Source organism: Pelagicoccus sp. SDUM812003 (genome assembly GCF_031127815.1).
Lineage (GTDB): Bacteria > Verrucomicrobiota > Verrucomicrobiia > Opitutales > Opitutaceae > Pelagicoccus.
In genome coordinates this window covers 1-23,777 of the sequence record NZ_JARXHY010000019.1, presented here as the reverse complement: position 1 = coordinate 23,777, position 23,777 = coordinate 1, and the positions used below count along the sequence as shown (strand labels likewise).

Annotated in this window: 18 protein-coding genes and 1 tRNA gene; 6 read left to right on the top strand and 13 right to left on the bottom strand. The window is 58.2% G+C overall.

Annotation, left to right across the window (positions count from 1 at the left end):
- Window positions 1–52 precede the first annotated feature (52 nt).
- From ilvB to radC, 9 genes are all read right to left on the bottom strand, one after another.
- On the bottom strand, window positions 53–1,831 hold the full coding sequence (ilvB, locus tag QEH54_RS20045; RefSeq protein WP_309020496.1) for a biosynthetic-type acetolactate synthase large subunit: 1,779 nt from the start codon (window positions 1,829–1,831) through the stop codon (window positions 53–55).
- Window positions 1,832–1,876: 45 nt separating this feature from the next.
- On the bottom strand, window positions 1,877–2,881 hold the full coding sequence (locus QEH54_RS20040) for an acetyl-CoA carboxylase carboxyltransferase subunit alpha (RefSeq protein WP_309020495.1): 1,005 nt from the start codon (window positions 2,879–2,881) through the stop codon (window positions 1,877–1,879).
- Between the two features lie 80 nt (window positions 2,882–2,961).
- Complete coding sequence (locus tag QEH54_RS20035) at window positions 2,962–3,339, bottom strand: tetratricopeptide repeat protein (protein WP_309020494.1); 378 nt, start codon at window positions 3,337–3,339, stop codon at window positions 2,962–2,964.
- Window positions 3,340–3,397: 58 nt separating this feature from the next.
- Window positions 3,398–4,471 carry a tRNA preQ1(34) S-adenosylmethionine ribosyltransferase-isomerase QueA gene (gene queA / locus QEH54_RS20030; RefSeq protein WP_309020493.1) on the bottom strand — a complete coding sequence of 358 codons (1,074 nt, stop codon included), beginning with the start codon at window positions 4,469–4,471 and terminating at the stop codon, window positions 3,398–3,400.
- 70 nt (window positions 4,472–4,541) lie between these two features.
- Window positions 4,542–4,627: transfer RNA gene (locus QEH54_RS20025), tRNA-Tyr, on the bottom strand.
- Window positions 4,628–4,847: 220 nt separating this feature from the next.
- Window positions 4,848–5,300, bottom strand: a complete 453-nt coding sequence (locus QEH54_RS20020) for a hypothetical protein (RefSeq protein ID WP_309020492.1) — start codon at window positions 5,298–5,300, stop codon at window positions 4,848–4,850.
- Window positions 5,293–5,895, bottom strand: coding sequence for a sigma-70 family RNA polymerase sigma factor (locus tag QEH54_RS20015; protein ID WP_309020491.1), 603 nt, complete (start codon window positions 5,893–5,895; stop codon window positions 5,293–5,295). Before QEH54_RS20015 ends, QEH54_RS20020 begins: the two co-directional genes overlap by 8 nt.
- Before the next feature lie 29 nt (window positions 5,896–5,924).
- Window positions 5,925–6,701 (bottom strand): hypothetical protein, encoded by a 777-nt coding sequence (locus QEH54_RS20010; protein WP_309020490.1) that lies wholly within the window; start codon window positions 6,699–6,701, stop codon window positions 5,925–5,927.
- Window positions 6,702–6,769: 68 nt separating this feature from the next.
- Complete coding sequence (gene radC, locus QEH54_RS20005; protein WP_309020489.1) at window positions 6,770–7,486, bottom strand: DNA repair protein RadC; 717 nt, start codon at window positions 7,484–7,486, stop codon at window positions 6,770–6,772.
- Window positions 7,487–7,652: 166 nt separating this feature from the next.
- Between radC and QEH54_RS20000 the strand changes: the two genes are divergently transcribed.
- Entirely contained in the window at window positions 7,653–8,399 is a 747-nt protein-coding gene (locus QEH54_RS20000) for a ThuA domain-containing protein (protein ID WP_309020488.1), read from the top strand.
- Between the two features lie 80 nt (window positions 8,400–8,479).
- Here QEH54_RS20000 and QEH54_RS19995 read toward each other — a convergent pair whose 3' ends face one another.
- Genes QEH54_RS19995 through QEH54_RS19980 form a run of 4 tightly spaced genes read right to left on the bottom strand, consistent with a single transcriptional unit; the run spans window position 8,480 to window position 14,517 of the window.
- Window positions 8,480–9,460: a peptidylprolyl isomerase gene (locus QEH54_RS19995; RefSeq protein WP_309020487.1), complete on the bottom strand. Its 981-nt coding sequence runs from the start codon at window positions 9,458–9,460 to the stop codon at window positions 8,480–8,482.
- Window positions 9,461–9,484: 24 nt separating this feature from the next.
- Window positions 9,485–12,904, bottom strand: coding sequence for a transcription-repair coupling factor (gene mfd, locus QEH54_RS19990; protein WP_309020486.1), 3,420 nt, complete (start codon window positions 12,902–12,904; stop codon window positions 9,485–9,487).
- Window positions 12,901–13,698 (bottom strand): ribonuclease III, encoded by a 798-nt coding sequence (rnc, locus tag QEH54_RS19985; protein ID WP_309020485.1) that lies wholly within the window; start codon window positions 13,696–13,698, stop codon window positions 12,901–12,903. Before rnc ends, mfd begins: the two co-directional genes overlap by 4 nt.
- Window positions 13,699–13,731: 33 nt before the next feature.
- Complete coding sequence (locus tag QEH54_RS19980; RefSeq protein ID WP_309020484.1) at window positions 13,732–14,517, bottom strand: ParA family protein; 786 nt, start codon at window positions 14,515–14,517, stop codon at window positions 13,732–13,734.
- Window positions 14,518–14,704: 187 nt separating this feature from the next.
- Here QEH54_RS19980 and QEH54_RS19975 point away from each other — a divergent pair, with 187 nt between their 5' ends.
- The 5 genes from QEH54_RS19975 (at window position 14,705) to QEH54_RS19955 (ending at window position 23,664) form a co-directional block, all read left to right on the top strand.
- Entirely contained in the window at window positions 14,705–15,238 is a 534-nt protein-coding gene (locus tag QEH54_RS19975; RefSeq protein ID WP_309020483.1) for a sigma-70 family RNA polymerase sigma factor, read from the top strand.
- Between the two features lie 17 nt (window positions 15,239–15,255).
- Window positions 15,256–17,487 carry a VWA domain-containing protein gene (locus QEH54_RS19970; RefSeq protein ID WP_309020482.1) on the top strand — a complete coding sequence of 744 codons (2,232 nt, stop codon included), beginning with the start codon at window positions 15,256–15,258 and terminating at the stop codon, window positions 17,485–17,487.
- A 263-nt stretch (window positions 17,488–17,750) separates the two neighbouring features.
- On the top strand, window positions 17,751–19,181 hold the full coding sequence (locus QEH54_RS19965) for a nucleoside hydrolase-like domain-containing protein (RefSeq protein WP_309020481.1): 1,431 nt from the start codon (window positions 17,751–17,753) through the stop codon (window positions 19,179–19,181).
- 191 nt (window positions 19,182–19,372) lie between these two features.
- Entirely contained in the window at window positions 19,373–22,270 is a 2,898-nt protein-coding gene (locus QEH54_RS19960) for a glycosyl hydrolase 115 family protein (RefSeq protein ID WP_309020480.1), read from the top strand.
- Window positions 22,271–22,692: 422 nt separating this feature from the next.
- Window positions 22,693–23,664, top strand: a complete 972-nt coding sequence (locus QEH54_RS19955) for an ATP-binding protein (protein WP_309020479.1) — start codon at window positions 22,693–22,695, stop codon at window positions 23,662–23,664.
- Window positions 23,665–23,777 lie beyond the last annotated feature (113 nt).

Sequence of the window (23,777 nt, the reverse complement as noted above, 5' to 3'; positions counted from 1 at the left end):
CGCAGGGACGCCTTTCAAATGAAAACTCTGTATTCGCGGATTGGTTACGCCATCAGCGAACGATCATCTGGTCGACGGTCTTGCCTGCTGGAATCATCGGCAGGACGTGTTCGCTGTACGGAGTGATGATGTCCAACACATAGGCTTCTTCGCTATCGAGCATTTCCTGGATAGCGTCTCTGAGCTCGCTCTTCAGGTGCACGCGACGGCCGGGGAGGCCGAAGCCCTCGGCGATCTTGACGTAGTCGGGATAGAGGCCTTCGAGGTTGTCGGGCGAGCCGATGTTGTTTTCGTCTCCTAGGATGGTGTTGCCGCGCACGCTGTTGTAGAAGCGGTCTTCCCACTGCACCACCATGCCGAGGTGCTGGTTGTTGAGCACCATGGCCTTGGCGGCGATCTTTTCGATCTTGGCGGTGGCGAGCTCCTGCACGTTCATGGCGAAGGAGCCGTCGCCGTCGATGTCGATGACATGGCGGTCGGGGGAGGCCACCTTGGCTCCGAGAGCGGCGGGATAGCCGTAGCCCATGGATCCCAGTCCAAGTGAGGAGATGAGGCTGCGAGGATGGTTGAAATTGTAGAACTGGGCGGCGAACATTTGGTGCTGGCCTACGCCGGTCGTGATGATCGCTTCGCCTTGGGTGAGTTCGAAGAGAACCTGCACTGCGTGTTGCGGCAGGATGTATTCGCTATCCGCGTACGAGAATGGATAGTCTCGCTTCCACTCGGCGCACTGGTCTTGCCATGCTTGCAGGTCGGGCTTCTTGAATCCCTTGTCCATCAGCTCGACCATGCGGCCTAGGGCGTGCTTGATGTCGGAGACGATGGGATGGTGGACGATCTTGTTCTTGTTGTGCTCCGATGGATCGACGTCGATGTGCACGATTTCCGCTTCCGGGGCGAACTTGGTGACGTCGCCGGTGATGCGGTCGTCGAAGCGGGCTCCGAAGGTGAGCAGCAGGTCGCTTTGATGAACGGCCCAGTTGCCGTAGGCGGATCCGTGCATGCCGAACCATTTCAGGGAGAGCTCGTGCGTTTCGGGGAAGGAGCCTACGCCCATGAGGGTGGAGGCGACTGGGATGCCGGTTTTTTCCGCGAATGCGGTCAATTCCTTATGGGCTTCAGCGGCCACGACGCCTCCGCCGAAGTAGATGACGGGACGCTTGGCGTCTTCGATGAGGCGGAGCACGTTTTCCAGTTCGCGGTCCGCGGCTTTGGCGGGAAGCTTGTCCTGGCGGTAGGGCACTTCCTCGTCCGAGAGCCATTTGGGCGTGGTCTTGGCCTGCTGGATGTCCTTGGGAATGTCGATGACCACAGGGCCCGGGCGGCCGGTGGTGGCGATTTTGAAGGCTTCCTTGATGATCTTCGGCAGGTCGTTGACGTCGAGCACCAGGTAGCTGTGCTTCACCACGGGAAGGGTCATGCCGAAGAAGTCCGTTTCCTGGAAGGCGGCCTTGCCGATGTACTTGGAATAGACCTGGCCGGTGATGCAGACCAGCGGGGTGCTGTCCATGAAGGCGTCTGCGATGGCGGTCATCAAATTGGTGGCTCCCGGTCCGCTGGTGGCCATGCAAACGCCGGCCTTGCCAGTGACGCGAGCGTAGCCTTCGGCGGCGAAGGAGCCGCCTTGCTCGTGGCGAGGAAGGATGGTGCGGATGTCGGCCTTGCGCTTGGCTAGGGCCTGGTGCAGCTCGAGGGAGGCGCCGCCTGGATAGGCGAATATGACGTCCACGCCTTCTCGGATAAGGCCTTCGATGACGATGTCGGCGCCTTGCATTTCCTGTCCGGTGGCGGCCGGGGCTGCAGGCGTTTTGGTTTCGGTTTTAGAGCTCATGGGCTAGTGTCGGCAATTGGTTCGAAAGTGGGCTCGGGGCGGCGTTCAGGAAGCGGCTTCGTTGATGGGGACGATTTTTCCGTCGGCCAATTCCTCTTCCACCACGCCGATGTTGCGAAAGCGTTGGTAGCGTTGCTCGATGAGCTCTTCCGGGCTGAGCTTCTTGAGCTGGTCGAGTTCCGCGACGATGGCGTCCTTGAGGTTTTTCGCGGCGGTGTCGGGGTCGTTGTGGGCGCCGCCCATGGGCTCGGGGATGACGCCGTCGACCACGCCGAGCTTGTGGATATCGTTGGCCCCGAACTTGAGGGCTTCGGCGGCTTCGGGGGCCTTGGCTCGGTCTTTCCAGAGGATGGCGGCGCAGCCTTCAGGAGAGATGACCGAGTAGTAGGCGTTTTCCAGAATGAGGATCTTGTTGGCGACCGCGATGCCGAGAGCGCCGCCGGAGCCGCCTTCGCCGATCACGGCGGAAACGATCGGGCAGCCGAAGGTCGCCATCTCGCGCAGGTTGACGGCAATCGCTTCGGAAACGTGTCGCTCTTCGGAAGCGACGCCCGGGTAGGCGCCTTGGGTGTCCACCAGCGTGATGATGGGCAGGCCGAACTTGTCGGCCATCTTCATGAGGCGCAGCGCCTTGCGGTATCCTTCCGGGTAGGGGCTGCCGAAGTTGTGGGCCAGCTTTTCGCGGGTGGTACGGCCTTTGTGCTGGGCGATGACCATGACCGCTTCGCCGTTGAGGTAAGCGGTGCCGCCCACGATGGCTCGGTCGTCGCGAAAGGCGCGGTCGCCGTGCAGCTCCTGAAAGCCGGTGAAAACGCGCTCGATGTAGTCCAGAGCGTAGGGACGCTGTGGGTGGCGGGCGAGCTGGACGCGCTGCCACGGGGAGAGATTGGTGTAGATCGACTTCTTGGTGGAGGAGATCTTCTTCTCGATCGCCCGAATCTCTTTGGACAGATCGATGTTGTTCTCGTTGGACAGCTGATGGAGGTGATCCAGCTGGTCAATGAGTCCGCGTAGCGGCTGTTCGAAGTCGAGCGCGTATTTGTTGTCCATAGGCCTGTCCCGTGAAAAGGGGTGGAATTTGGGAGTTATCGCATCAATGTCGAGGCTTAAAGGTCCGCTTGGCGGCGGCCTCAGGAGAGATCGGGAGCGGACTCCATGGAGTCCGGGTTGGCGAGCTGATCCTTCCAGCTGGCCATGCGGGCCTGAGCTCCGAAGCTCTCGGCCTTTTCCTTGGATCCTTTCTCGAGCCAGATGCGCGAGAGGCTGGTGTTTACAAATAGGTCGTCAGGCTTGAGGGCATGGGCCTTCTCTGCTGCTTCGAGGGCCTCGTCGTATCGTTTTTCCGAATAGAGGATCTCGCAGAGGGCGTGCCAGGCTGGGAACGCGTTCGGGGTCTCCGCCACGGTCTGGCGGAGCTTGGAGATGGCGCTTTCGGCGTCTCCCATGGTGAAGTCGAAAGTGGCGTCTTCGACGATGTCGGCGATCGGGTCGTGGTTTTCTTCTCCCATAGCAGGGTTCGGGTGTTTTTGGAAAACGCGGCTAGAGTACAGGAACACTTGGGCCTTGTCAAAGGATCAGCATGGCGTCGCCGTAGCTGAGAAAGCGGTACTGGCGCTCGATCGCTTCCGCGTAGATGTCTTTCAGCCACTGGATTCCGCTGGTTCCTTCCGGGTCGAGAAATGCGGAAACGAGGCAGATGAGGGTGGATTTCGGCTGGTGGAAATTGGTGACCATGGCGTCGACGCCACGAAAGCCCCGCGGCGGGTAGATGAAGAGGCCGGCTTCGTCGGTGAACTGTCCAGGGATCACGGTCGAAGTTTTCGCCAGGTAGTCTTCCACGCTGCGCACGCTGGTGGTGCCGATGCAGACCTTTCGCTTGTCAGGTCCGCAGCGTAGGGCCTGTTGCGTGGCTTCCGAGATCTCGTAGATCTCGCGATGGATCTGATGGTCCTCGATGTTATCGGTTTGCAGCGGCTTGAAGGTGCCCATGCCGACGTGCAGCGCCAGATCGTGGAAGCGGGCGCCTTTCGCTTCGAGCTGAGCGATGATCTCCGGCGTGAAGTGAAGCCCTGCGGTGGGAGCGGCGGCGGCGACGGATTTTTCCGCTGCCGCGTAGACGGTCTGATAGCGTTCCTTATCCGCGCTGTCTCGCTGGTCGTCGGATTCCCGGGCGATGTAGGGTGGCAGCGGCATTTTTCCCAGCTCGTCCGCCATCTCGGCCACCGAGGAATGGCTTTCCAGCTCGAAGGACACGCGGTACTCGGTGTTTTCGTTTTTCTCCTGCACCGTGGCGTAAAAGAATCCCGGTCGCGAGAAGGTCGCTCCTGGTTTGAGGCGCTTGCCGGGGCGTAGCAGACACCACCAATCGGAGCCATCGTTGGTTGCCGGACGCAGCAGCAGGCACTCGGCCTTGCCTCCGGAAACCCGTTCCGCGAACAGGCGGGCCGGCAGCACGCGGGCGTTGTTGCGAAAGAGGAGATCGTTTTCGCCCAGATAGTCCACGATGTCGCTGAAGCGACGATGTTCGATGGCGCGGCTTTCTCGATGAACCACCAGCAGACGCGACGCGTCGCGGCGGGCGGCGGGCTCCTGAGCGATGCGTTCGGCGGGAAGGTGATAGTCGAAAAGGGAGGCGTCCATGAAAGGCGTTCGTTTCGTGCCAAGCAGACACTAAAAAAGGACCGGCGAGCGGTCCTTATGGAAAGTGAAGTGGTGGTGGGAACAGGATTCGAACCTGTGTAGGGTTTCCCCAGCAGATTTACAGTCTGCCCTCGTTGGCCGCTTGAGTATCCCACCAGCCGAGGAAAGGCCGCTTAGAGTCCGAGTTTTGTTTCAAAGATCAAGTGTAAATTTGAGAAAAATTCCGACGACGTTTCGCTCCTGTTTGGCGGGTTTCGGACTGGCGGGAAGTGGCTGATTCCTTCCACGGTGGATTGTCGCAGTTTTCGGAGTCGGTCGAGGTCGCGGCTGCGTTTCGCCGTCTCGTTCGCGGGCTTCTCGTCTTCAGAGCGGATCTTCAAAAAGGTGGCTGCTCGAGCAGCCAGAAGCGCTTCTGCTGCGTTTCGAGCGATTGCGATATGAGGATGGGACGGTTCTCGAAGAGCTCGATCAGACCTTGCTCGTCGATGCGTTGAATCGCGGGAAGCGCCTTGGTTTCGATGTGCGAGAAAAGAGGCTCGGCCGCCGTTTCGATCTCGGTGTACGCTGATCTTGAATCGACGAGCGTCCAGTTTCCCGATTCGGCGATTTCCGTGTATGCGGCGGCGGGTTGCGGGGCGTCGCCCTGCGGCAAGACGAAGGCGAAGACGGCTATGGCGATGACCGCGGCCGCAGCGATCGCCTGTTTCCCGCGACGGACGAAGCGTCGCCTGCGCGCGGAGGATAGCAGCGAGTCGAGGGCCTCTGATTCGCGGTCGTGCTCGATGTCGCGGAGCAGCGATTGGTAGCCGTTGTTTTTGGGGCTAGACATGATTGGGCGCCTTCCGTATGAGTTGTCGTAGTTTCCTTCGAATGCGGGAGAGCTTGGATTCGATGGCTTTTTCCGTGGTTCCCATTTGGGTCGCTATCTCAGCGTGGGTGAGCTGATCGAAGTACTTCAATCGCACCAGCGCCTGGTCTTCGGCCGGGAGACGTTCCAGCGAGCGGGCCAGGGTTTCGAGGCGCGTGGACGGGGTGTTGGCAGGTTTGGGATTGGTTTTCTCTTCAGTTTCTTCGAGCGCGTTTCGAGTTCGAATCTGCGTTCCTTCCTTGCGGTAGATGTCGATGAGCGTGTTGCGACAGATCTGGCTCAGCCAGTTCCAGAACGCGGATTCGGTCTCGAAGCGCCGGACGTTTCGGGCGATTTTGGAAAACGAGATCTGCAGGGCGTCCTCTACATGTCGTTCGTCGCCTCCTGCCACTGCCTGCAGGTAGGATCTGAGTCGTCGGTAGTAGTTCTGGAAGAAGTCTCGGTAGGCCGCTTCGTCCAGCTTGCTCATGGCGGAAGTGAGCTGGGAAACGTCCAGAGCCGGGCTGGGATCCTTTGCTCGGGAAGCGGAAAGCGCGTTGAGGTGGAGTTGAGCCAAGGCGCGGCGCGTTTGGAGGTGAGATCGGGCTAGCGGGACTCGGGGGCTTTCTTGGAGGAGGGTGTCAGGTAGATTTGGAGCAGGGTGTCTTGGGCGAGCTCGACCGCTTTGCGATGTCCGGAGAGGATCAGGATGTTGGTTTCGCGTTGAAACTTTATATCGATCTTTAGTTTCTCCGAGCTCTCCGGCAGCAAAGCGGAGTGAGCGGCCACAGCGGATTGAATGACTGATGAGATTCCTTCGATGGAGCTGTGTTCGAGGTGTCGGGAAATGTTGACCGGGAGGGTGACGTATTTCTCGGGCTCGGGCTCGGGCTCCGGGGTACTTGTTTGCAAACGCTCGCGACGCTGTTCCCGGCGCTCCTCGATCTCTTTACTGACTTTGGAAAGCCGCTCTAGGTTCTTGGCCTCGATGTCGGCGTTGTCTCTTCGCACGACAGCAGGGTTGCGTTGGATCTGCAGCACCCAGATGCCATCGCGCTGGGCTTGTTTGAAGGCCATGTCGAACTCGGGGTGGGCATCTTCCAGCAGCAGGTTCAAGGCCGAGAGGAGCTCGACGTGGGTGACGTTTTTGACCGAAAACGGCGGGATCTTCACCGTGTCCGCCATCTCGGGGACGATGAAATTGAGGGTTTGCGATTCGATAGCCTTGAGGAAGTCGCGCGCCGTGCCCCCTTCGAAACTAAAGTCGAAGCGGGCTGGGCCGGGATCGGAGCTTGTCTGATCGGCCTGCAGCAGAGCGGGGCCTGCGAAGGCGATGATGATTGTCGCGAAAGCGAGGCGGAGGAAATGGGGATTGGATTTCATTGCTGGAATTACGCGAGTCGCCTAGCGTACCCCTCGCTGTTTTTCGTTTTTTTGTGGAGAAAGAATTCCTACAGCAGGCCTGCTTCCTGGAAGCTGTAGTAGCCGAGGCCTTTGGGATCGTTTTCACAAGATCCGATGACGATGTGGTCGAGCAGATCGATGCAGACGACCTCGGAAGCGCCTCGTAGTTGGCGGGTGACTTTTATGTCCGCGGCGCTGGGGGCGGGGTCGCCGCTGGGGTGGTTGTGCACGCAGATCACGGCTGACGCTCCGTGGCGGATGGCCTCTCGATACACTTCGCGCGGGTGCACGAGGCTGTTGCTGGCGGTGCCGCTGGTGACCTCGACTGCCTTGATCAGCCGGTTCTTCCGATTGAGGCAGAGGGTCCAGAACTTTTCCACCTCCAAGTCTCGGCAATGGTTGCTCATGTGGGCGAAAACGGTGTCCGGACTGTCGAAGACCGGCTGGACAGCGGGCGAACGGTCGCGCACGCGTCGACAGATCTCCACGATGGTGAGCAGCTGCAGCGACTTCACGTTTCCGACGCCTTTGATCTTTCGGAACTCGCGGTCGTTCCACTTTAGCAGCCCGTTGAGGGAGCCGGCTTGCTGCAGGATTTCGGAGGCCACGCTGAGCACGTTGCGGCCCTGGCAGCCGCTGCGCAGCACCATGGCGAGCAGTTCGGTGTCGCTGAGGGATCTGGCCCCGTGGGCGACAAGGCGCTCCTGAGGACGTTCGGCCGCGGAGAGATCGCTCAGCCGTGGGGTGAGGTAGGAAGTGGTCATATCAAGAGGAGGTGGGATCTAGGGAGATCCGATTAAGGGTAACGGAAGACAGCAAAAGGAGCTTTTCCTCGGGGTTCAATGGTGGACCGTTGCGAAATCCAGCTGGTTTGGCGGCGATTCGCGTTGGATCCTTGCAACTGCTCCATCGCTTTTCTAGGAGGGAAGCATGAGCGAACGGCTACGTGTAATCGTATGGAATGAGTTTCGACACGAGCGGGACGAGGAAAGCATCCGCGAGGTCTATCCGCAGGGCATTCACGCCGCCATCGCCAGCGGCTTGCAGGAGATGGACCCGGACCTCGAGGTGAGCGTGGCGACCTTGGACGAGCCCGAGCATGGACTGAGCGAAGAGAGGCTGGAGCGGTGCGATGTCCTTTTCTGGTGGGGGCATATGGCTCATGGCGAGGTCGCGGACGCTGTCGTGGACCGGGTGCAGAAGCGGGTGCTGGAAGGCATGGGACTGGTGGCCCTGCACTCCGCCCACTATGCGAAGATCTTCAAGCGACTGCTCGGCACCACCTGCTCCTTGACCTGGCGCGAGGCGGACGAGCGGGAGCGGCTCTGGGTCTGCAATCCCGGGCATCCCATCGCCCGGGGCATCGATCGCTGCATCGAGCTTGAGCGTGAGGAGATGTACGGAGAGCCCTTCGGCATCCCGGCGCCGGACGAGCAGGTTTTCATTTCGTGGTTCGAGGGAGGCGAGGTGTTTCGCAGCGGAAACTGCTACTATCGCGGAAACGGGCGGATCTTCTATTTCCGTCCCGGACACGAGGCCTACCCGACCTATTTCGATCCGCAAATCAAGCGTGCGCTTGCCAACGCGGCTCGCTGGGCGGCGCCGGCTGGCGGACGCTGGGTGGACGAATGCCCAAACGTGACCGAACCGCGCGAGCCGATCGGCAAATCGCGTTGAAGGCTTGAGGTTTGGGCATCAAAAAACCGCTTCGCTACGGAAGCGGTTTGGTGAAGTTGCCCGGTCTGGGGAGGTCGCGGCTAGTTGAAGCGTCGCACGTAGCCGTCGCGGCGAAGGCGTTCCAAAAACTTGGCTTCCGCCTCGCGAGCCATTTGCGAGACGAGGATATCCTCGATGTCCTCGCGCACGTCCTGCAGCGGCATGTAGCCCTCGGGGCGGTACTCCTCGCAGTAGAGAATGAAAAGGTTGTTTTTGATTTTCAGCGGCTCGCTGTATTCGCCTTCCTTGAGCGAAAAGGCCACTTGGGCGAGCTCATCGATGAGGGCCCCGCGGGTGACCCAGCCCCAGTCGCCGCCTTTTTTGGCCTTGGCGTCGTTGCTGTAGCGAGCGGCCAGCTCGTCGAAAGCGAAGCCCATCTCCAATTTCTCAAGAATCTCGTCGGCAGTTTGCTCCAGCACTTCGTCGCCTTCATCTGCCAGCTTGGTGAGTCGGATCAAGCGCAGGTGCAGGGCTTCCGGTTGGAAGAACTCCTGCTTGTATTCCTTGTAGAACTCCTCGATGCGCACGGGGCTGACGATGGTGGCCGACTTGCGCATGTTGCTGCGCATGTAGTTCACGATGATGTCCTCCTTGATCATCACGCGGTGCTCTTCGGGCGTTTTGCCGATCGACTTCAAGTAGTCGAGATAGAGGGAGCGTTTGCCTTCGAACTTGGTGATGATCATCTCCTCGATCTCGTTGTCGACGAAGCTCGGTGGGATCTGCCCCTTGTCTTCGTAGAACTGCTTCACGATGAGCACGTTGTCGGTGAGATTCTGAATGATCTCCGTCTCCATCTCCTCGATGAGCTTGCGAAACTTCATCGGATCGCCATTGGAATCGGCTTGGATTTGCGGCAGGTAGGGCTGCAGCTCGCGTCGCACTTCCTCAACGGTGATGATCTTATCCTCGGCGATAGCGGCGATACTGTTGGCCAGTCGACCTTCCTTGGGCTCCTTTTGGCCGAAAGAGGTGAGGGTGAGTACGGAAATTCCGAAAAAGAGAGTCGCTGTCTTGAACATAAGATAAGTGTAGGCGCGTATCGCTTAGGAGGGGTTGCTAACCAAGTTATTCAGGAACACAATGATTTCGTTGAGCCGCTTCAAGGCATTAGTCGAGCGAAGCCGGGGAAATCTGCTGCCGAGTTTTATGTATTCCGAGGTTTTGCCCCGATAGCGGCGACATTTCAGGCGGTTTCCTTGAGACTCGACCGAATGCACCCCTTTTTGTTCCGCCAGGCAGCGGATCTCGGTGAGTTTCAGAAGCGCTTCGACTTCTGGGGGATAGTTTCCGAATCGGTCCACCAGAGCGGTGCCTTGCTCGCGTGCTTCGGCGGGAGTTTCCGCGAGAGCCAGGCGTCGGTAGATGTCGATGCGCAAACGGGTTTCGCTGATGTAGGTGGCGGGGATGCGGGCTTGCATGGGCGGACATTCGCCTTCCTTCAAGTCAAGTCGCTTGAGCACGGTGTACCCGTCCTCGTGGCGGTTGGCGGAGGTCATGTCGCCTTCGCCTTGGTAAATGAAATCCAGCTTCACGTTGGCTCGGATGGACATGGCGGAGGCCTCTCCCTTGAGCCGCGAAATGCTTTGTCGCAGCAGCTGGCAATAGAGTTCGAAGCCGACGCCCACGATGTGACCGCTCTGCTCGCTTCCCAGCAAGTTGCCCGCTCCGCGCAGCTCCAGGTCGCGCATAGCCAGCCGAAAGCCCGCTCCCAGCTGGTTGTGCTGGCGGATGGCTTGCAAGCGCTTGCGGGCCACGTCGACCAGCCGCTTGTGTTTGTGCAGCAGCAGGTAGGCGAAGGCTTGCCGTTTGAAACGTCCCACGCGTCCGCGAAGCTGATAAAGCTGGGAAAGCCCGAAGCGATCCGCTCCCTCGATGATGATGGTATTGCAGTTCGGGATATCCAGGCCGGACTCGATAATGGTGGTGCAGACCAGCACCTGATACTGCTGGTTGACGAAATCCAGCATCACTCGCTCGAGGCGTTTCTCGTCCATCTGCCCGTGTCCTACGCCGATGGATACTTCTGGCACCAGTTGGGACAAACGAGCCGCCACCGTATCGATGGTTTGCACACGATTGTGCAAGTAGAACACTTGGCCGCCGCGCGAAATCTCCCTCCGGATGACCTCCGCCACTAACGCGTCGTCGTAGCTCTTGACGATGGTCTGGATGGGCTTTCGCTCTACCGGAGCGGTTTCGATGACGCTCAGCTCGCGGGCTCCGGTGAGGGCCATGTAGAGGGTGCGGGGGATCGGGGTGGCGCTCATGGTCAGGATGTCCACCGTGGCCCGCCATTCCTTGAAGACCTCCTTGTGCTTCAAGCCGAAGCGCTGCTCCTCGTCGATGATGGCCAGACCAAGATCCTTGAAGGAAACGTCCTTCTGCAGGATGCGGTGCGTGCCGATCAGAATGTCGACTTTGCCCGCGGCGACGCTAGCGAGGATCTTCTTGATCTCCGCCGGCTTGCGAAAACGGCTGACCAGCTCCACCACGATCGGATAGCTGGCCATGCGGTCGCGAAAATTGAGAAAATGCTGCTGGGCAAGAACTGTGGTGGGAACCAGGAGCGCGACTTGCTTGCCGTCCATGACCGCTTTGAACGCGGCTCGAATGGCGACTTCGGTCTTGCCGAATCCGACGTCGCCGCAAATCAGACGATCCATGGGCGTCGGCTTTTCCATGTCGGCCTTGGAGGCCTCGATGGCTTTCAGCTGGTCGGGGGTTTCCTTGAACGGAAACGCGTTTTCGAATTCGAGCTGCCATTCGGTATCGTTTCCAAAGGCGTGACCGCCGCCGGAGTCGCGCTTGGCCTGCAGCTCCAGCAGCTTCGCCGCGAGATCAAGCGTAGCCCGTTCCGCGGCTTCGCGGGTCTTGGCCCAGCGGTTCGAACCGATTTTTCCTAGTTTGGGGCGGGTCTTGGAGATGCCGACGTAGCGGCTGATCAGGTGCGACTCCTGTAGCGGCACGTGCAATACGACATTGTCGTCGAATTCCAAGGACAGCACCTCGCGCATCTGTCCTTGCATATCCACTTTTGTGATACCGCGATAGAGAGCGATGCCGTGTTGGAGATGGACCACGAACTCTCCGTCGACCAGCTCGGCGAAGTCGAGCAGCTGGTCGACTTGGGACTGGCTGACCAAGGCCCGCTCGCGGGTTGGAGGCTTGCGATGACGGCGCCGACCGAAGAGCTCTGTTTCCGTGATGAGCACGCAGCCTTTGGCTGCTTTGAGCAGGGGCCAGTTGAGGCGTTCCAGCTGGGGACGGAAGTGAAAGCGAAAGCCTTGGTTGAGATCGCCCTTCCAGAACTCGAGCTTGAGCTGCTTAAGCGACTCCGACTCTTGCAGTATTTCCTGTACGCGTTTGAAGTCGCTCTCGTTGGGCAGCACGGCGAACAGTCGCTCGCCGTTTTTCTGCCACTTCAATGCTTGTTCCAGAAAATGAATACGAGCGCTTTGCTCGTCGGCTAGGCGCTCGTCGGCGAATTTGCCGCTGTCGGCAATCGGCCTGTAGTAGGTAAGCGTTTCACCTTCGTAGACGAAACTTTCGGCGCTTTGATCGGCGTCGGTCGCGAGGTCGAGATCGGAAAAGGTCGACCATAGGTCGTTCGCCTTCGATCGATTGTCCCGCAGGGCGACCCAGGCTTTGCCGAGCTCGTTGCCGGAGGCCTGCTCCAGCGCGGAGTCGAAGAGCTCCATGATCTGATCCGGTTCTATGATGCCCCAGGCTACCTCCGCTTTCAGGTACTCGGCGAAACCGTTTTTCGCATCCTCCATCTGGAGACTGGGAGCTGCGTCGATGACGATGCTTTGCACGCTCGCTCCGGAGCGTTGGGTGACGGGGTCGAGCTCCTTGATGGCGTCAATCTCGTCTCCGAAGAAATCGATGCGATAGGGCTTGTCAGCGGATGTTGGATACACGTCGATCAAGCCTCCGCGGCGGGCGAACTGGCCTGGGGCTTCGCAGAGGCCTTCGGCGTCGTAGTCGATGCTTTGCAACGTTTCCACCAAGCCCTCGAAGGAGTGCGTCTCGCCTACGGTCAGGACCAATTGTGAACGCTGCAAGGCGGACGGGGAGGGGACGGGCTGGGTGAGCGATTTGAGGCTCGCGGTGACCACGCTCTTTTCAGGCGCATTTTGCAGAGCGGCGAGCGTGGCGATGCGTTCGCTGCCGATCTCGAATCGTTCGCTCGGGGAATCGTTGTCATCGAACTCCTGCTCCTCGGGGAAATAGAGAAAGCGCGTGGCGGTGGAGTCGCCTCTGACCTTTCGATGAAAGTACTCCAGATCCGCGCGAAGCTGTTCGGCGATGCGGTCGTTTTTTGCGATGACGATGAATACCGGGCGATTGGAGGCGTGTATCCAATCTTCAACGATCGGGGCGATCGCCTCGTCGTTCACTCCGATGCGCTGCTCCCATCGTTCGAGTCCGCTCGGAAGCAAGACTGAAGCGCGTTGGCTCATTTTTCAGTTTCGGGCTTAAAGGTCTCCAAGCCCTGCAGGGCGGCCTGTTCGGCGGCCTCCTTTTTGGTACGTCCGGTGCCCACGCCAAGCTTTTGGTCGTTGCAGTATACCGTGACCTCGAACTCGCGGTTGTGGGCTTCGCCGCTTTGGGCGGTGGTTTCGTAGCGCACGGCGTTGTTGCCGTGGATCGGCTGGATGAGCTCTTGCAGCTTGCCCTTGGGGTTGGTGACGCCGCCAACGGGCTTAGGAGCATCGTCGAGGTAGTTATAAAGGCTCAGCACGATCTTGCGCGAGGTATCGAAGTCGGAGTCCAGGTAGACGGCTCCGATGAGGGCTTCGAAGGCGTCGCACAGGGCGGAGTCATTTTCCGCCACGCCCGCTTGGCGGTCCTTTGGTTTGAGAATCAGGTAGTTGCCCAGAGCCAACTCACGCGCGATCATGGCCATGTATTCACTGCGCGCATACCCGGAGCGGATGGAGGTGAGCTTGCCTTCCCGATGGCGCGGATACTTTTCGTAGAGCTTCTCGGTGAGCACCAGCTGGATGACGGAGTCGCCCAGAAACTCCAGTCGCTGGTTGTTTTTGAGCTGGTCGCGGGTGTTGAGCAGGAAGGAAGGGTGGGTCATGCTCTGGGCGAGCAGACCCTTGTCCTTGAAGACGTAGCCTAACTTGCTCTCCAGCTGCTTGACCTGCTTGTCCGGCAGAGATGTGATTTTCGAACCACGTTTCGCCTTCGCCTTGTCAGAATCTTTGGATACGGATTTGATGAAGCGTTTAAGTTTGGATGCGACCATGGGGCAAGCTCGCGAGTCTGGAGTTGACGCTCGTTACTTTTTCAAGCCGAAGCGCTTGGCGATTTCCTTGGCCAGATTTCGATAGGCGGTGGTGCCGGGGTTCATCTTGTCGTACTCGAAAATGGTTTGGCCGAAGGAAGGGGCCTCGCTCAGACGGATGGTGCGGGGGATCACGGTGTCGAAAATCTTTTCCGGCAAGTTGGCCCGGACTTCCTCGACGACTTCGCGCGAGAGGTTGGTACGAACGTCGAACATGGTCATGATGATGCCGCCCACATCGAGGTGGTCATTCACTCCAGCGTCGCGCAAGCGATCGACCACGGAAAGGATTTGGCCTAGTCCTTCGAGAGCGAGGTACTCGCATTGCAGGGCGACCAGCAGGTGGTCCGCGGCGGCGAGGCTGTTCATGGAAAGCATGCCCAGGGCGGGCGGGCAGTCGATGATGACGGCTCGGTAGTCGCCGGAGTCGAAGAGGGGAGCGAGCGCCGCCTTGAGCTGCAGCAGGTAATCCTCCTTCTGGGCGAGCTCGATTTCGGCGGCGGCCAGGTCGACTTCCGAAGGCAGCAGGTGCAGGTGTTTCCGCCCGGTTTCGATCACCATTTCCTCGATGGAGCCTTCGCCCATCAGCACGGGGTAGACGCTGCGTCCTTCCTCCTTTTCGAAGCCCAGTCCGCTGGTGGCATTAGCCTGCGGATCGAGGTCGATGAGGAGGGTGGGGATTTTCAGGTCGGCCAGGCCGGCGGCGAGATTGACGGCTGTCGTTGTTTTGCCGACGCCGCCCTTTTGATTGGCGATGGTGAAGACGGTAGTGGAAGCCATAGGATTTGTGGCCTTGTATGAGGCAATTTTCCTCAATGGCAATGGAATAGGCGGTGTCGTGTCGATGGAAAACGAGAGAGGGGCGGGCGCGTTTTTTCGTTTTTCTTCTAAGAAAACCCCTACGGCTCGCGTTGTCCTTTTGAACAGGTGATAACAAGTCCAGATATGGGAAACCGAAACGGAGCGAATGAAAACGAAGCAAGGGGCTGACGGGCAACGCTGGGAGCGCGTGTCGCAAGCGGTCGATGAGCATCAGGCCAAGCTCATTCGCTACGCCGCAAGCATCGTGAAGGATCGCGAGCGGGCCAAGGACGTGGTGCAGGAGACTTTTATCCGTCTTTGCCGGCAGGATTGGCAAGAGGTGGAGGGGCATCTGCAAGCTTGGCTCTTTCGGGTGACGCGAAATCTCGCTCTGGACGTGACGAGAAAGGAAAAGCGAATGAGTTATGTGGAGGAGCCGGATTCCATGGAGCGCCTGGCGGGCGATAGGGATGGAGCGGCGCGGGAACAGGATCGCCGGGAACGGGCGGGAAGCTTGCTGGAGCTGGCGGACGCCTTGCCGAGCAAGCAGCGCGAGGTGGTGCTGCTGAAGTTTCAGCAGGATCTTACCTACAAGGAGATCAGCGAGATTACGGGACTGAGCGTGAGCAATGTGGGCTACCTGCTGCATCACGCTTTGAAGGATTTGAAAAGCCGCTGGCAAGCGAGTCAGCCGCTATGAAGAGGAGGGAAGAAACCATGAAGAAATTTGGAAAAAACGATCCGGAGTTCACCGCTCTGGCTTTGGGGGAGCGTAGTGAGGAATTGGATGCGAGCGCGATCGCTCCGGAAGATCGGGCGGAGTTCGAGGAGTTGAAACGGTTTTCCGAACAGCTCAGTCGAGACCTGAAGGCGCCGGCCGGAGACGACGACATCGGAGAGCGGCGACTCGAAGACCTCAAGGAATCAGTCCAACGGAGCGAAGGGGGAACGGCCGTCTTGCGCTTCCCTGGCTGGTTTTCCGCGGTGGCCGCCTGCTTCACCATGGGTTCTATCACGGCTTTGGTGGTCTGGACGAATCGTGATTCGCTGGAAATCGCCGATCTCCCGGTCGAGGTGGCGGCAGTGGCCGAGAAGGCCCCGGAACCGGCCGCTCCGCCTGAAGAGAGGAAGACCGAACGGCCGAATCAGGATTCTCGTCCCCTCAGCGAACCCACCCGATCTACGGGAAGTTCGCAACCAATGCAGTTGAACCAACTGGAGATGCTGATCAACGCTCCAGCGTCGTCCGGTTCTGAATACAAGGATCTGGCGATCAGCCTCAATGATTCCTTAGCGCAGACCGAGGAGATGCGAGTTTTCGATGCCAAGCCGCTGGCGCTTGGCGACGATGGGGCCGTCGCTTTCGGTCCCAGCGTTGCGACATCCTCGAGGGGGCAGGGCGTTCCAATGGCTCAGCCGAGGACGCTGGCCTTGAGCAAGTCGATTGAACAGCCTCGGTTGCCCGAACCCGACCGTCTGGTTCGAGCGGAGCTTCCCAATCGCGAGGGCTACAGCCGTATCGACGAGACGCCATTCACGTCACCCTTGGACAGCCCGCTGTCGACCTTTTCGATCGACGTCGACACAGCGTCCTATGCCAACGTGCGACGCTTCATCGACAACGGTCAGCTGCCGCCGACGGACGCGGTGCGCATCGAGGAATTGATCAACTACTTTCGATACGACTACCCTCTGCCGACGGACGAAAAGCCGTTTTCAGTCACGGTCGATAGCGCCTCCGCTCCGTGGAACCAAGCCCATCGACTGGTGCGCATCGGCCTGCAAGGGCAGGTCGTATCGCAAGCTCAACGCCCTGCCGCGAACCTGGTTTTCCTCGTCGACGTGTCCGGTTCCATGTCGTCGCAGAACAAGCTGCCACTAGCCCAGAAGGCGCTTTCGTTGCTGGTCGACCAGATGCGGGATGACGATCGTATCGCAGTGGTGGTCTACGCAGGCAGTTCAGGCGTGGCTCTTCCCTCCACCACGGCGAACAACAAGGAAACCATCAAGCATGCCATCGAGAATCTGCGTTCTGGCGGGTCGACCAACGGGGCTTCGGGCATCGAGTCCGCTTATGCCACCGCCCAACGTCACTTTGTAGAGGGAGGAATCAATCGGGTGATTCTCTGCACCGATGGAGACTTCAACGTTGGTATCTCCGATCAAGGTGCCCTCACGCGACTGATCGAGGAAAAAGCCAAGTCAGGGGTCTTTTTCTCCGCCGTCGGATTCGGGCAGGGGAACTACCGCGACGACATGATGGAGGTCTTGTCCAATCGGGGAAATGGAAACTACGCCTACATCGATGGAGAGACGGAAGCCCGCAAGGTGTTCGTCGAAGATATGCTCGGCACGTTGATGACCATTGCCAAGGACGTGAAGATTCAGGTGGAGTTCAATCCAGCTAAAGTCGCGTCGTATCGACTCATTGGGTACGAAAATCGAGCTCTTGCAGCCCGTGACTTCAACGACGATAAGAAGGACGCCGGCGAGATCGGCTCAGGCCACAGCGTGACTGCTCTCTATGAAATCGTGCCTGCCGGAGGCGAGGCGGTAGAGCCGATGGTCGATCCGTTGAAGTATCAGAGCGCGACGGTCGAAGAGGGCTCCGAGGAGCTGTTGACGGTGAAACTGCGCTACAAGCAGCCCGATGCGGATACCAGCCAGCTCATCGAGCGCCCCTTTGTCGATGCAGGACAGACCCTCCAATCCGCGAACGACGATCTCCGATTCGCCGCGTCGGTGGCGGCCTTTGGCATGGTTTTGCGAAACTCCGAGCATGTGGGCGAGTATTCGCTGTCCGAGGTGGAGTCTTTGGCGAGCGGCAGTCTCGGTTCCGACCGAGGCGGGTACCGTCGAGAGTTTCTGGATACGCTGCGAAAGGCGAAATCAATCTCAGCGGCTCAGCAACGAGACGCCGCTCCGCAAGGTGCATCAGCGCTCGAGTGACGCCGCTGGCATCGGTTGTCGCTCGAAAGCACGGGAGTCGAGGCCGCTCCGGAGCTTGCCGAGCGCGGAGGGAAGGAGGGGGACGATCGGCGCGCCTGCGAGGTTTGAGGGGAGAGGAGGTTGGGAACGCCAGTCGGAAATTTCCCGAAAACGAAGAGGACGGCTGGACATCGGGCTTCGGGCGCCCGAAGATGGCCGCCTCGTTTACCCCTCCCCGAAACCGGATACGCCCCTTTCGTTTCCCGTTGCCGATTCACAAGACTATGAAAACCCTCCTAGTACTCTTTGCTCTGCTCCAGATGATATGCGTCGCTGCCGCCGCTGAAACCGCGAGTCAACGCCATCGCGTGATCGTACTGACGGATATGGGGGCCGATCCTGATGACGAACAATCGTTGGTACGGCTGCTTCTGTACGCGAATCAGATCGACATCGAAGGTCTTGTCGCGACGACCTCCTGCTGGCAACAGAATGCGATCCGCCCGGATTTCATTCATAGCATTTTGCACGCCTACGAAAGGGTTCAGCCGAACTTGCTTTTGCACGAGTCTGGCTATCCGACAGCCGATGAGCTGAGAGCCGTATCTAAAAAGGGAATACCGAAATACGGGATGCAAGGTGTGGGCGAAGGGATGGACTCGGAGGGGTCTGATTGGATCATCGAGTCTCTGGAGCGAGACGACGCGCGTCCGCTTTGGATTTCCGTCTGGGGCGGTCCGAATGTGTTGGCTCAGGCCTTATACAAGATTGACAAAACCAAATCCGAGTCGGAAGCGAAACGCCTGATCTCGAAGCTTCGCGTGTATACCATTTCCGATCAGGACGATAGCGCCATGTGGATGAGAAAGCGCTTCCCTGACCTGTTCTACATCGCGACGCCTACCGATGACTACGGAAAGTCGACCTGGATCGCGATCAACAACAACCACGAAGGCAGCGACAATACGTTTGTCAGCAATCCATGGCTGGCGGAAAACATACAGCAGGGACATGGCCCGCTTGGAGCAAGTTATCCGGATACCGCTTGGGGCATGGAGGGCGACACGCCGGCGTTTTTGGGTCTCATCCCAAACGGGCTAAGCGATCCAGAACATCCAGACTGGGGCGGCTGGGGAGGTCGTTACGAGTTGAGCATTCCTGATGTCGATGCGTTTGAAGACGGTGCCTCGGTGGTGGTCCCAGAACCGGAAACGCGTCCTCTATGGACGGATACGTCGGACACGTTCTATCCGTATCGAAGAAGTGAGTACAAGCGGGCCATCGAGCGAAGCGAACAGAGCTACAGCGGAAACGCGGTGACTCTCTGGCGTTGGCGGGACGATTTTCAAAGAGATTTCGCCGCCCGTATGGACTGGTGCTTGACGAGCTATGAAGAGGCAAACCATCCACCAACGCCACGCTTGAACCATGCGGAAGAGCTCACCGTGAAGTCAGGTCAACAAGTGACATTAGACGCCTACGGAAGCAGCGATCCGGATGGCGACAGCATTAGTTTTCTTTGGTTCAACTATCCGGAAGCGGGAACCTATACGAAGCCGATCAACGTTGAAGGAGCGGAAAACGTCGACCGATTCAGTTTCACCGCGCCGGAGGTCGATGAGGCCGCCACGGCTCATTTCGTACTGAGGGTGAGCGACAAGGGAACGCCGTCGCTCTCGCGCTACAAGCGGGTGATCGTGACGATCGAACCATAAGTTTTGAAGCTGACTGACGCGAATTCGCTGGGGAGAGTTGGGTCCGGTTTCACATCGGAAGAAAACTCCGCGGGGCTGACTGGAGCACGACCTTCCCTTGTCAGATCAACGTACAGTCGTAGCCGCTTTGTGCCGCGGCTTTCTGTTTGCAACATGATTGCCCTTCGCCCTCACACCAAAACCGTACCCCTATGAAATCGCTTCGCAAACTCCACCTATTCGCTGTCTGGTCGATCATCCTAGCGTTTACCTCGCCCGCGCTCGGCGAGGTTCGTATCGTCGAGCAACTCGCTGCCCAGGAAAGTGGATTTCCTATATTCAATGACGGATCGGCCGCTCGCTTGGTGGTGGATTCGCATGATGCCACGCTCGTCGATAAGGTGGCTCGCCTGTTCGCGCAGGACATCGAACGAGTGACTAGGCAAAAGGCAAAGGTCGTGGATGCGGCCCAAACGTTTCCTGAACGATCGATCCTCATCGGTACCATCGATGGAAACCAGCGGATTCGTCAACTCGTGGAGTCAGGTAAACTGGACGTCTCGGACATCGAAGGAAAATGGGAGCGATATATCGTGCAAACCGTAGCGAATCCCTTTCCAGGTGTGGAGCAAGTTTTGGTGATCGTGGGCAGCGATCGTCGCGGCGCCGCGTACGGCGTTCTCAGTATTTCGGAGGCCATGGGAGTCTCGCCATGGTACTACTGGGCGGATGTGCCAGTGGAGCGCAAGGCGGCCGTTTTCGTAACAGGCGAGCGTGAGGTTTCGCCAGCGCCAACGGTTCGGTATCGCGGAATCTTTCTCAATGACGAGGATTGGGGATTGCAGCCATGGGCCGCGCAAACCTTCGAGCCGGAGGTCGGAGATATCGGTCCGCGAACCTACGAAAAGGTATTCGAATTGTTGTTACGCTTGAAAGCTAACATGGTGGCGCCCGCCATGCATGAGTGCACGCAGGCTTTCTTCACGGTTCCCGGGAACATGGAGATGGCGGACGATTACGGGATCATGATCACGACCTCCCATTGCGAGCCACTGCTCTACAACAATGCCAGCGAGTGGGACAAGGCGACCCAAGGCGAATGGAACTATCAGGAAAACAAGCATGAGATCGTGCGTTCTCTCGATGAGCGAGTCGCTCAGGCCGCTGGCAACGAGAACATCTACACCATCGCCCTTCGAGGAATGCATGATGAGGGTATGATTGGGGTGGAGGACTCGAGCAAGGTGAAGGTGTTGGAACAGGCTGCTCTAGATCAAAGGCGTATTTTAGCGAAGCACATCGACCGGCCGATCGAGGAGATTCCGCAGATCTTCGTGCCGTATAAGGAAGTGCTGGGAATCTACGAGCAAGGCATGAAGCTGCCTGAAGAGATTACCATTGTGTGGCCGGATGATAATTATGGATACATCAAGAAGCTTAGCAACAGCGAGGAACGCAAACGCTCCGGCGGCTCTGGCGTGTATTATCATATTTCATACCTTGGTTGGCCGAATGATTATCTTTGGTTGAACTCAACACCGCCTGCGTTGATGTACTCCGAATTGCAGCGGGCGTATTCGCTCGGCGCGGACAAGTACTGGTTGCTAAATGTGGGGGACATCAAGCCTGGCGAGATGGGGATGCAGCAGTTTCTCGATATGGCTTGGGACTTTTCCTCCTTCGATTTTGGGATGGCGCACGACTATCAGGCCAAGCAGCTCGCGCAGCTGTTTGGAGAAAAGTACACAGAGGATCTCGCTTATATATTCGATCGCTATTACTATCACGGATTTCTCCGCAAGCCGGAGTTCATGACAGGTGACTATCGCTGGAACAGCCTCTTCGAAAAAGAGGACATCAAGGATGTTGGATTTTCCTTTGAGAGCTATGATGAAGCCGAGAATCGCCTAGCGGAGTATCAGCGCATCGCCGACAAGGCGGAAGGTATTTTGGAGGAATTGCCGCCGGAAAAGAAAGCGGCCTTTTTCCAATTGGTGTATTATCCCGTCAAGGGAGCCATGCTCTATAATTCCCAAATGCTATTGGGGTCGAAGAATCGCTGGTACGCGACGCAAGGCCGGGCTTCGGCAAATGGTCTGGTGTCGTTGATTGTTCAGTCGCAGCAAGCGCTCGCCCACCTAACGGAAGAATATAACTCATTGCTGGACGGCAAGTGGAAAGGCATGATGACCGCCCCCGGATTCCTGCCTGAACCTCAACTGCCGCTCACTGACACTGTCTCGCTCGCGGATGAGCCGCAGTGGGACGTATTTGTCGAAGAGGGAGGCTCGGATGAAAATGGGAAGCCTAAGCTTCCCACCTTTAGCAAGTATACACCGTCTGAATACGCTATCGAGGTGTTTAGCAAGTCGCTCAAGTCTATTCACTGGTCAGCGAAAGCGACGAATGAATGGATTCTATTAAGCCGAACCCAGGGTGAAACCTATGGTACGGATCGTGTCGCGGTGAGTATTGATTGGGAGCAAGCGCCGGTGGGCGAAGCGGTGGGCGGATCCATCGTCATCGAGTCAGGGGAAGAGCGCCGGGAAATCGAGGTGTCCGTTTTCAACCCCGCTTCACCTAACGCGGCTGATCTAGAGGGACTCTTCGTCGAAAACGCGGGCGTAGTGAGCATTGCTCCGGCGGATTTCCAGCGCAAGGAGGAGCATGGCGAGGTGACGTTTCAGGTGATCGAAGGGCTGGGTTATAGCAACAAGGCGCTGCAGCTTGGCAGTTCGGTTCTGGACGAAGGAAACGGCTCGTACGTCGAATACGATTTTTATACGTTCTCATCCGGTACGGCGACGGTGAAGGTTTTCATGCTGCCGCTATTCGCGAAAGATCGCGAACATGGAACGCGTTACGGTATTCAGGTCGACGATACGGAGTATCGCGTCTTCGACAATGACGTTAAGGAGTACTCGATGGACTGGGCGCACAATGTAATGCGCAATGCTGCGATCAATAGCTTCGAAGTCGCCATCGACGAGCCTGGCAGGCATACGCTCAAGATCTTTTGCGAGGATCCAGGTATGATTGTTCAAAAGGTCCTGATCGATCTCGGAGGCCTGAAACCTTCCTATCACGGCCCCGAGTCGACGTTGAAGTAGTTCGGCGATGTTGGCGGACTTCAGTTGGAGACCTGTTTCTCCGTCCGATCGTGGAAGGCTTAGACCACCTGATTGGCGCTTTTGGCGGAACTCGAAATGCGAGTTGAAGGCTTGTTGGCAACGTATTCAGTTTCAGGTTACTCGCTTCCCTTCATTCCTTCGAACGGTCGGAAACGAAGGGCGGCCATTCGAACCGTGTCTTTTGAAAGAGATTCATGATCGAATTTAAGCGTCGAAAGCGGGATCTTGGTTTTCGACCCTATGTGAAGCGCTTTGCGCTAAATGATCTCACATCGGCGTGATGAGCGTTTTCCCTGTAGTGAGGCCTTCCCTGGGTTTTAAAAACGGATGAATGTCGCTGGCTTGATCATTTAGGCTGGCCTCCTGAGCGGGACGCATGACTATTACGCTAGCTAATTCCTATGGAGATTTCAGTCCCTTTGATCTTATCGCCTGAAGAGGAGTCGCTGGTCGACATGCACAGCGTTCTCAATGTGTTGAACGTAGTGAATTTCGAGATACTCGAAATCGGCGTATTGCTCGACGCTTCGGACGAGGCTGATCTCCTCATGGACGAGGTGGCTGACGCGGCCGAGATGCTCAAGAATCCCACTCAGTCGAAATTGCTTGTGGCGGGAATAGAGGGATTCGTTGGCAGGCTGGAGGCGGCCCTTGATGCGATCGAGTTGCAGCGCGGGCAGCACGGGATCGCGCAGGTCAAAGCGCGCCGCGAAAACCTCAGGAACATTTTTCGGGTTATCCAGGTTCGAGCCGGAGAGATCCAATCCCGTTTCGAAGCCAAGCGGGCCTGGGTGGAGCACGATATCTCCGATCTTAAGTCTCGGTTCGACCAGTTTCTGCAAGCGGTGGAAAAGAATAGCCATGGCGGCTATCGCATCGTCCGCAATCTGGCAGACAAGCACGACCGCGATTACCTAATAAACTTCGAGCTCACGTCTGAAGAGGGCGAGTCGCTCTGGATGCCGATTGTGTTCCAGGATGTGATGCGCGACATTTTAGCCAACGCTCGAAAATACACGCGACCAGGAGGCAAGATAAACGGTGGACTGCACTTCGGTGGTGGAAGCTTGCGCTACGTGGTGGAGGACACCGGAATTGGCATCTCGCCGGATGAGATCGAAGATGTGATTCGCTTCGGATACCGCGGCGCAAACGTTTCAAGCAGGCCAACGCGAGGAGGCGGCTTCGGATTGACCAAGGCCTACTGGGTGACGCGTCAGCACAACGGGCGCATGTGGATCGATTCCAGTCCGGATGGCACTCGCGTGGAGATCAAGCTTCCCGTGCCTGTAGAGGTGAATGGGGCAGGAGGCGGCTCCAAGGAGACCGTTTCCGTCACTTCATCGAGGAAGGCGGAAAAGCCCTCCGGGTAGGAGGGTTGTGTGAAACGCGGAGGCGTGGGCCGGTACCGAGCGCAGCGACACTCGAGCGACTTTATGAAGTCGCGAGACATCGAAGCGGTTTGCCGGTGAGAGTCAGGAAGCGT